Below are 8,576 nucleotides of genomic sequence, written 5' to 3' on the forward strand. Positions count from 1 at the left end.
CCCCGCCGCCCCCCCCCGCCCCCCCGCGGGCCCCGGCCGGGGGGGGGGGCGCCCCCGGGGGGGCCCGGGGGGGCGCGGGGTCGCGCGCGGGGCCCCCCCCCGCGCCGCGGGGCCCCCCGCCGCCCCCCCCCGGCGCCTGCGGTACGGGCCGGACCCCGGGGTCAGAACCGTCCCTGGTTCAGGGCGTTCTGCAGGGCCCTGATGGTGGCCGGGCCCCACTGGCCGTCGACGGTGAGGCCGGCGCCGCTGGCGTTGAGGAAGGTCTGCAGCGCCCGGTAGGTGGCGGGGCCGGGGTCGCCGTCCTCGACCAGTCCGGCGTTGCCCCACACGTTGAGGTGGTGCTGGAGCGAACGCTTGGAGTCGGGCCCCCACTGGCCGTCCGGGGTGGAGCCGCAGACCCGCTGGACGGCCATGATGGTCAGGGTGCCGAACTGGCCGTCGACGGTGAGGCCGGCGCCGTCGTCGATGTACGCGAAGTACGCGGACTCGGTGGCCGGGCCCCACTGGCCGTCGGCGTTGGTGCCGACCTTGCCCTGGAGCCAGCGCACGCCGGCGGCGGTCTTCGGCCCCCAGGCGCCGTCGAGGTCCAGCGCCGGGCTGTAGCCCATGTCGTTGACGGCCTGCTGCTGGCGCGCTATCGAGCGCACGGACGTCATGGGGCCGCCGCCGGACGAGCCGCCCCCGAAGGCCTTGAACGCCGATTCGGTACCGGGCCCCCACAGGCCGTCGGCGGTGACGCCGACCTTGTTCTGCAGCCAGCGCACGCCGGCGTCCGTCTTCGGCCCCCAGGCGCCGTCGACGTCCAGTGCCGGGCTGTAGCCCAGGCCGTTGACCGCCTGCTGCTGGGCGGAGACCGACCGCACCTGGGTCATGCCGCCGCCGCTCGCGCCGCTGGAGTCGGTGGGCGGCGGGGTGTAGCCGCTGCCCGCCCAGTCGATCGGGCGGACCTGCGCCGGCATGCCGTTCTGGACCCAGGCGCGCAGCTGCGCCCCCGGGCAGTCGGTGGAGTTGCCGGGGAGCATGCCGTGGTAGGTCTTGGTGAGGACGTGGCCGGCCATGTCGCAGGCCTTCTCGTACATCGACCGGATCGCGGACATCGCGATGTCGGTGGCGTCGCCGCTCTCGCCGATGAAGCAGACGCCGATGTGGGTGGTGTTGGCCCCGTAGGCGTGCGCGCCCTGGAGGTACCAGCCGCGGCCCTCGAAGATCCGGCCGCTGGTGTCGACCAGGAAGTTGTAGCCGATGTCGGACCAGCCGTTGGAGTCCATGTGGTAGTTCTGGATCGACCGGAGCGTCTGGGTGGTCGGCCCGTCCGAGTAGTGCACCGTGAACCCGGTGCGGTCGCCGATGGCCACCGGCGTGATGTCCTTCGCCGGGCGGGCGCCCCACTGGGCGCGGGAGTAGATGTGCAGGGTGTCGGAGTCGGGGCCGGCACCGGTGCCCGAGCCCCGCTCGATGAAGGAGCCGTCCTTGACGTACGGGTAGAGCTTCCCGGGGCAGTCCGTGTGGGTCACCGTGCGGACGTCCGTGTGCCCGACGATCCGGAGGCCCGCGCCCTTCTCGTTCTGCAGCCAGCCGCAGAGCGTCCTGATGCCCGCGACCATCTCCGGGGTCACGTCGTCGTCGGCGCCCATCAGGCCCATCACGGCGTAGTAGTCGGAGTTGGCCCCGGGCGACTCGGTGCCGTTCGCGCCGGACCGGTAGTTGAGTCCGCGCCCCTCGTAGATGGAACCGTGCCTGCAGACCAGGAAGTTGTACGGGATGTCGTCGTACTCGGGCTCCCCGTTGCCGGTCCACTCCCGGATGTCCTGGGTGAGGCCGTGGTGCATCGACTCGTCCTGGATCTTCCTGACCAGTGCGGCGCACTGGCTGTGGGGATCGACGGACTTGTGCCCGCCGCCCTCGTGGTGGATGACGATGCCGCCGACCCACGGGGAGAAGGGACCGAAGTCGGTTGTCTTGGGCGGCTGGGCGCCCCATTCACTGCGCGAGATGATGGTGACCATCTGGTTCTCCGGAAGTCGTGCTGGGCTTGCTGACAGGACGGGTGGGGCGGGCGTCGGGTGGGTCGGGCGTCGGGCGCGTCACGCGGCCCCGATGACGCCCCCGTCCGTCCGCCGGATCACGAGCACGGCCGAGCGCGGGCGGCCGGCGGCGTCGTGGTCCGGCCAGTTGCTGACCGCGCGGGGATCGTCCTGGGTGGGCGTGCCCCAGGCGAGGGTGTGCTCGCCCGGGTGCTGGACGTTGACGAACATGGTGCGGCGGTCCGGGGTGGTGACCACGCCGGTGATCTCGGCGCCGCGCGGGCCGGTCAGGAAGCGGCGGACCTCGCCGGTGGCGGGGTCGGCGGCCAGCATGGCGTTGTTGCCCAGGTGCTCGTGGCCGGTCTCGGCCCGGTTCTGGTCGTAGGCCGGGATGCCGGTCCCGATCCACAGCCGGCCGTCGGCGTCGGACCACAGGTTCTTCGGCGAGGCGAACATGCCCGCGGCGTCCAGGTGGACCTGGTGGTCGTGGGCCGGGTCGCCGGCGAGCACGAAGACCTGCCAGTGGAAGCCGGTCGCCCGGCCGTCGCCCTGGTCGGCCGTCCCGTCCTCGCGCCAGCGGATCACGTGGCCGTACGGGTTCTCGGCGCGCGGGCTGACCGCGGCCCGGTGGGCGTTCGGGCCGGCGGCGCAGTGGCCGAGGCCCGGGCTGTTCGCGAGCGCGCAGAACGCCGTCCCGTCCGGGCTCACCGAGGTCTGCTGGGGCCGCTCCAGCGGGGTGGCGCCGAGCGAGTCCGCCGCCAGCCGGGCCCGCAGCAGGACGTCGGCCTGGTCGGCCCACCCGTTGGCGACGGTCAGCGGGCCCTGGCCGTGGGTCAGCGGCAGCCACCGGCCGGTGCCGTCGTCCTCGAACCGGGCGACGTACAGGGTGCCGTGGTCCAGCGGGCTGCGGCCCTGGGAGCGCAGCCGCCACCAGCTGTCCGAACCGACGAACTTGTAGAGGTAGCCGCCGTTCTCGTCGTCGCCGCTGTAGACGACGACCCGGCCGGCGGACTCGGTCACGCTCGCCCCGACGTGCTGGAAGCGGCCCAGCGCGGTGCGCTTCACGGGTGCCGCCTGCGGGTCGGCCGGGTCGATCTCCACCACCCAGCCGAAGCGGTTGGCCTCGTTGCCGTTCACCGCGAGGTCGAAGCGCGCGTCGGCGCGGTGCCAGCCGTGGCCGTCGCCGCGGGCGCCGAGGCCGGCCCGCTTCTGGGCGCGGGTCGCCCGCCACGTCCGGTCGTCGGTGCCGAAGTAGCCGGCGGTGTTGCGCTCGCCCGCCAGGAACGTCCCCCACGGGGTCACCCCGTGCGCGCCGGTGCCGAGCGTGCCCGTGGCGGGTGTGCCGGTCCGCAGGGCCGGGTGGTCGGCGCCCACCGGTCCGGAGAAGGTGACGGGCGTGGCACCGGTGACGCGCACGTTGCGCGGGGAGTCGGCGAGCTGCCAGGTGCCGCCGGTGCGGCGCACCTCCAGCACGCTGACGCCGTGCGCGGCGAGCGCCTTGGCGACCTGCTCCTTGCTCACCCGTCCCTCCGTGGCCGCCGCGCCGGTGCGGCCGTACAGCAGGGCGGCGTCGGTGGACTCGTGGGTGAGCACCAGGGTGCCGTGGGAGTCGTCGGTGCCCGGGAAGAAGTGCAGGCCGGCGTGGTGGGAACCGACCTGCTCGGCCTGCTCCGCCGCGGTGTTGCCGCCGTCGGCACGCCACTTCGGGCCGCTCTCGCGCACGGCCTGCCCCCACGGAGCGAGCACCTGCACGGAGTACCCGGCGGGCACGGTGACGGCGTCTGCGCTGCTCGCGGGTACGGCGGTGAAGCCGAGCGGGTGCGCCGCCGCACCGGCCGTGCCCGGCTGCCCGGCGGGGGCGGCGGAGGCGGGGGACGCGGAGAGGCCGAGGAACGCGGCGAGGGCGATGGTGCCGCCGGTCAGGGCCTGACGGCGCGACAGGCCGGCGGCCACCACGTCGTCGAACGTGCGGCGGGGTGCTGTCTCCGGTTGCGGAGTGTCGTGATCTGGCATGGTCGCCACCCAAGGGAAGTCGGCCCGCCGGGGCGGGGTGCGGGGCTGAAGAGGACCGGGTGCGTGCGCCGCGTCCCGTGCTCGGGGGCCGTGCGGCGACAGCCGGTCGGCCGGAGCGCGAGGCCCTCCGGAGCGAAAGGTCGGCCGGAGCGAACGGATCGCCGCGGGTCTCGCGGACCTGAACCTAGATCGAGTTCGACCCGCGTAGCCATCCTGAATCCGTCTCAGATGCTCCGGCGCCCCATCCCGGGACGGCGTGGGACGGCGGGGACGCCGGGGACGGGAACCGGAGCCGGGCCGACGGGCATCGTGGTACCGGAATCCGGCGATCCACGGTTCCGGACGGACGGAAGAGCACATGGAGGCGGCATGCGGTCAGCGCGGGAGCGGCGGAGCGGCTGGATCCGGCGGGCGGCCTGGACGGCGGCCGCCCTGGTCCTGGCCACGGGCGGCACGCTGTTCGGCAACAGCCGCGTCCTCGCGGCCTGGCACTACTGCCTGGTCCAGGACCACGAGCCGAACCCGAACCTGGCGATGGCCACGGTGTCCTGGTGGACGGTCGTGCTCGTCGCGCTCCTGGCGCTCGGCGCACTGCTGGGCCGCCGGCCGAGCAGCCGCCGGTACCGCCTGCCGGCCCTGCTCGCCGCCGCGGCCGTCCTGACCTGGCTCTACGTCACCGGGATGGGATCCCCCGCGCCGCTGCAACCCGGGCAGCCCCGGGACTCCGTGTGCCGGGTCCTGCCGCCCTTCCCCTTCACTGGCTGAGCGGCCGCGAGCCGCGGACCGGCCGTACGCGAGAACGCCCGGCCGGGAGGTCCCGGCCGGGCGTTTCGTCAGTCCACGACGGTCCCTAGCACCAGACCGGGCGGGAGCCGTAGTTGGCCTGGTAGTCCAGCTTGGCCCAGGTCAGCGGGCCGACGATGCCGTCGGGCTTGAGGCCGGTGCAGGTCTGGAACTTCTGCACCGCGGCGAGGGTCTTGGGGCCGAAGTACCCGTCGACGTCCGGGCCCTGGTAGGCGAGGGAGTTGTACAGCTCGCACTGTAGGGCCTTGACCGCGTCACCGCTGTCGTCCTGGGAGAGCTCCGGCTCGCTGGTGCTGTAGCCGCCGCAGAGCTGGCTCGGGGACGTCGCGGCCGAGGCGCTGCCGGCGGTGGTCACGCCGAAGCCGGCGGCCAGGAGGGTGGCGACCGCGACGGCCGCGAGCTTGTTGCGCATGGTTCTTCCTTCGGTACGCGTGACGGGGAGGACTCGGTCGGGCCGGGTCAGCAGATGTAGTTCGCCGCCGTGTCGATGTCGCTCTGGTTGTCCAGCCTGTTCCAGGTCAGCGGGCCGACGATGCCGTCGGGGTCGAGACCGGCGCACTTCTGGAACTTCTGCACGACGGCGAGGGTGTTCTTGCCGAAGATCCCGTCCACCTTGAGACCGGCGCCGCGCACGCTGTAGTTGAGCTCGCACTGCAGCGCCTTGATCTCCGGGCCGCTGTCGTTGAGGCTCACCTGCGCCTCGTTGTCGCTGTAGTAGCCGTACTGGGTGCACACGGCGGGGGTGCTGGCGGACGCGGTGGTGGCGGTGCCGATTCCGAGGCCGGTGAGCATGACGGCTCCGGCGGCGATGGCAGCGAGCTTGGTACGCATGGGTGTTGTCCTTCACAAAGGTCAGGTCGATGGTCGGGGTGGGACGGCGGGGCCCCTGCCGGCCGGGCCGGGTGAACGGCCCCCGGCGGTCAGGCCGTGACGTGGTACCAGTAGCCGCCGGTGCGCAGGGTGACGTAGTGCACGTCGGTGCCCGTCTCCTTGGCCTCGTACATCATGTCCGCGCCGGTGGCGGAGTCGGTGCCGGCGTAGAGCACCACGTGGTGGGTGTTGTGGGCGTCGGTGCCGAAGTACTCGACGTCGCCCGGCTGCCGCTGGTCCTCGGTGATCGGGGTGAGGTGCTTGTCCAGGGTCTGGTCGGTGGTGTCGCCGCCGTTGGCGAGGTCGATGCCGGCGCCGAACCAGAAGGCGGCCCGGACCAGGCCCGAACAGTCCATCCCGGCCGTGGTGTTGGCCGGGCAGGGCTGGATCGAGCCGGTGTAGCCGTCGCAGGTGCCCAGCGACGGGCCGGGGCCCTCGCCGCGCAGCGAGTGGCCGCCGCCCCACACGTACGGGACGCCCAGGTAGGACTTGGCCGCGTTCAGGACCTTGGTGGCGTCGATCGGGCCGCTGGGCAGCGGGGCGGGGGTGGCGGTGTAGAGGGCGTTCTTGACGCCGGCGCCGACGATGCCGTCGATGGCCAGGCCCTGGGCGGCCTGGAAGTTGCGTACGGCGGTGTCGGTGGCGGGGCCGAACTGCCCGTCCACGACGAGGCGGCCCGCGTTGAAGGTGTTCAGCATCGTCTGCAGGGTCGAGGCGCACTGCCCGCTCGCCCCGGTCTGCAGGTTCCCGCACTGGGTGCGGAGGTCGACGGTGCCGGAGGCGGCGGTGGCCGCCGTGTCGAGCGCCGACTTGGTGGCCGGGCCGACGATGCCGTCCGCGGTGAGGCTGTGCGCGCCCTGGAAGGTGCGCACGGCGCCGTCGGTGGCGGGCCCGAACTGGCCGTCCACGGTGAGGTGGGCGCCGGTCAGGTTGAGCTCCGCCTGGAGCTGGGTGACGCAGCCGTCGGCCTCGCCCTGCTGGAGGTTGGCCGGGCAGGACGGGGAGGTGATCGGGATCGGGGCCGGCGGGGCCGCGGCGGAGGCGGTGGAGGCGCCGAGGCCGGTCAGCGCGGACGCCAGGGCCAGGCCCAGGCCCAGGCCCAGCGACAACCGGCGCCGGGCGGGGAGGGGGGTGCTGCTCACAGGAGGGTCTCCGGTTCCGTGATGATGCGCCAGGGCGGCCGGTGATCGGCCTCCCTGACGCCCGGTGTGCTCGACGGGCGGGTGCTACTCGAACAGCCCCGAGTCGCTGGGTATGTAGGGGAAGCAGGCGCCGTGCTTCCCGCCGTACTGCGCATCACCGCGGTAGAGGAGGTTGTCGCCGGTGAAGGGGCCGACGATGCCGTCCGGCTTCACGTGGACGAAGGACTGGAACCACTGGACCTGGTCCTTGGTCTTCGGGCCCCAGATGCTGTCCTCGTCGATGGTCGCCCGGTTGTTGGCCCGGGCGACGTCGTTGAGCAGGTGCTGGACGCACCAGACGCCGGTGGAGTCGTTGGTCTGGTTGTCGCCGATGTAGCCGGCGGACTCGGAGGCGGCGGCGGTGCCGGCCAGGCCCAGCAGGGCGGTTCCGGCCATGGCCACCGCCAGCACGGCGCGACCGAAGGACTTCGCGGTCATGGGTTGCTCCTCGCTGTACGGGTGGTCAGGGGCCGTAGGTGGTCGGGATGTACTGCCAGCAGTAGGCGTCGTAGCTGCCGACGTAGTACGGGTCGCCGTCGCTGATGATCGCGTTCCCGGTGAGCTGGCCGACGTAGCCGTCCTGGAGGAGCGACCGGCCGCTGATGAAGGTGTGGGCCTGCAGCCACTGGACGGCGGACTTGGTCTGCGGTCCCCAGAGCCCGTCCTCCGCCAACGGCGCGGGGCGGTCGGCCTGCGTGGTGCGGTTCAGGAAGTAGTTGATGTTGTGCTGGACGCACCACACGGCGTGGGTGTTGTTGGCGTAGCCGTCGCCGATGAACGGCGCGCCCTGGGCGGCGTCGGCGGTGCCGGACAGGCCCAGCAGCGCCGAGCCGGCCAGGGCCAGTGCCGCCGCGGCGCGGCCGAAGTTCCTCTTGCTCATGCGTCAGTCCTCCTGCGCCGGTTGATCAGGGGCCTTCGACGGTCGGGATGTACTGCCAGCAGGGGGCGCTGGGGCTGCCGACGGAGTCGGGGTAGCCGTAACCGACGATCAGGGATCCGGTGAGCGGGCCGACGATGCCGTCGGACTGGAGCCACTGGCCGCCGACCATGGCGTCGGTCTGCATCCACTGGACGGCGGCCTTGGTCTTCGGCCCCCAGTAGCCGTCCTCGTCCAGCCGCGCGGGGCGGTTGGCCTTGGTCGTGATGTCGATGAAGCGGTTGAGGTTGTGCTGGACGCACCACACGGCCTGGTGGCTGTTGGGGTAGCCGTCGCCGATGTACGGCGCGCCCTGGGCGGCGCTGGCGGTGCCGGACAGGCCCAGCAGCGCCGAGCCGGCGAGGGCCGCCGCCACCACGGTGCGGCCGATGGTCTTCAGGGTCATGGGACTCTCCTTGCGGGACGGTGGTCGGGGGCGGCGTGCCGTCGGGCACGTACGGCCCCGGGCGGTACGCGGTGTGGGGCCCGGGCGGGCTCCGCCGCGCGGGACCGGCCTCGGCGAAGGCCGGGAGGTGCTGCCGGTACGCGTCGGATCGGGTGGGCGCCGTCGGCGCGCGGCCGCCCTGCTGCGGCGGGGACGCTGCCGTACTCTGCCGGACTCCGTGGTCCGTCCGGAAGGTCTTCCGACGTCCCATCAGTCCCAGGGATGTGTCCCACGGTGCGGCCCCGCTCCGTGGGACGTGAGGTGGGGCGCGGGCCCGGGTTCCGGGGAACGCGGACGTGGGGGGGGGGCGCGCCGGGGGGGGG

The 8,576-nt window shown here is 73.6% G+C and carries 9 protein-coding genes; 1 reads left to right on the forward strand and 8 read right to left on the reverse strand.

All coding sequences use genetic code 11. The features are described from left to right. Positions 1-161: 161 nt before the first annotated feature. The gene (locus ACFXOZ_RS37270) at positions 162-2,006 is read right to left on the reverse strand and encodes a peptidoglycan-binding protein (RefSeq protein ID WP_380594383.1); all 1,845 of its coding nucleotides are present in this window, start codon (positions 2,004-2,006) and stop codon (positions 162-164) included. Between the two features lie 78 nt (positions 2,007-2,084). Further along, positions 2,085-4,037, reverse strand: a complete 1,953-nt coding sequence (locus tag ACFXOZ_RS37275) for a PhoX family protein (protein WP_380594385.1) — start codon at positions 4,035-4,037, stop codon at positions 2,085-2,087. Positions 4,038-4,406: 369 nt separating this feature from the next. Between ACFXOZ_RS37275 and ACFXOZ_RS37280 the strand changes: the two genes are divergently transcribed. Next, complete coding sequence (locus tag ACFXOZ_RS37280; RefSeq protein WP_380527501.1) at positions 4,407-4,802, forward strand: hypothetical protein; 396 nt, start codon at positions 4,407-4,409, stop codon at positions 4,800-4,802. 85 nt (positions 4,803-4,887) lie between these two features. On the opposite strand, the gene ACFXOZ_RS37285 is transcribed toward ACFXOZ_RS37280, so the two are convergent. From ACFXOZ_RS37285 to ACFXOZ_RS37310, 6 genes are all read right to left on the reverse strand, one after another. Continuing rightward, positions 4,888-5,253: a peptidoglycan-binding protein gene (locus ACFXOZ_RS37285; RefSeq protein WP_380527503.1), complete on the reverse strand. Its 366-nt coding sequence runs from the start codon at positions 5,251-5,253 to the stop codon at positions 4,888-4,890. Between the two features lie 47 nt (positions 5,254-5,300). After that, positions 5,301-5,672 (reverse strand): peptidoglycan-binding protein, encoded by a 372-nt coding sequence (locus ACFXOZ_RS37290; protein WP_380527505.1) that lies wholly within the window; start codon positions 5,670-5,672, stop codon positions 5,301-5,303. Positions 5,673-5,761: 89 nt separating this feature from the next. Further along, on the reverse strand, positions 5,762-6,853 hold the full coding sequence (locus ACFXOZ_RS37295; RefSeq protein ID WP_380527508.1) for a peptidoglycan-binding protein: 1,092 nt from the start codon (positions 6,851-6,853) through the stop codon (positions 5,762-5,764). Positions 6,854-6,937: 84 nt separating this feature from the next. Next, on the reverse strand, positions 6,938-7,330 hold the full coding sequence (locus tag ACFXOZ_RS37300) for a peptidoglycan-binding domain-containing protein (RefSeq protein WP_380527510.1): 393 nt from the start codon (positions 7,328-7,330) through the stop codon (positions 6,938-6,940). Between the two features lie 25 nt (positions 7,331-7,355). Continuing rightward, positions 7,356-7,772, reverse strand: a complete 417-nt coding sequence (locus ACFXOZ_RS37305) for a peptidoglycan-binding protein (RefSeq protein ID WP_380527511.1) — start codon at positions 7,770-7,772, stop codon at positions 7,356-7,358. Positions 7,773-7,797: 25 nt separating this feature from the next. Next, positions 7,798-8,214 (reverse strand): peptidoglycan-binding protein, encoded by a 417-nt coding sequence (locus tag ACFXOZ_RS37310; RefSeq protein ID WP_380527514.1) that lies wholly within the window; start codon positions 8,212-8,214, stop codon positions 7,798-7,800. Positions 8,215-8,576 lie beyond the last annotated feature (362 nt).

Source organism: Kitasatospora sp. NPDC059160 (assembly GCF_042755465.1).
Lineage (GTDB): Bacteria > Actinomycetota > Actinomycetes > Streptomycetales > Streptomycetaceae > Kitasatospora.

Bases quoted from the DNA above. Each gene is read 5' to 3' on its own strand.
- ACFXOZ_RS37290 (WP_380527505.1), bottom strand. From the start codon at position 5,672: ATGCGTACCAAGCTCGCTGCCATCGCCGCCGGAGCCGTCATGCTCACC.
- ACFXOZ_RS37305 (WP_380527511.1), bottom strand. From the start codon at position 7,772: ATGAGCAAGAGGAACTTCGGCCGCGCCGCGGCGGCACTGGCCCTGGCC.
- ACFXOZ_RS37280 (WP_380527501.1), top strand. From the start codon at position 4,407: ATGCGGTCAGCGCGGGAGCGGCGGAGCGGCTGGATCCGGCGGGCGGCC.
- ACFXOZ_RS37310 (WP_380527514.1), bottom strand. From the start codon at position 8,214: ATGACCCTGAAGACCATCGGCCGCACCGTGGTGGCGGCGGCCCTCGCC.
- ACFXOZ_RS37270 (WP_380594383.1), bottom strand. From the start codon at position 2,006: ATGGTCACCATCATCTCGCGCAGTGAATGGGGCGCCCAGCCGCCCAAG.
- ACFXOZ_RS37285 (WP_380527503.1), bottom strand. From the start codon at position 5,253: ATGCGCAACAAGCTCGCGGCCGTCGCGGTCGCCACCCTCCTGGCCGCC.
- ACFXOZ_RS37275 (WP_380594385.1), bottom strand. From the start codon at position 4,037: ATGCCAGATCACGACACTCCGCAACCGGAGACAGCACCCCGCCGCACG.
- ACFXOZ_RS37300 (WP_380527510.1), bottom strand. From the start codon at position 7,330: ATGACCGCGAAGTCCTTCGGTCGCGCCGTGCTGGCGGTGGCCATGGCC.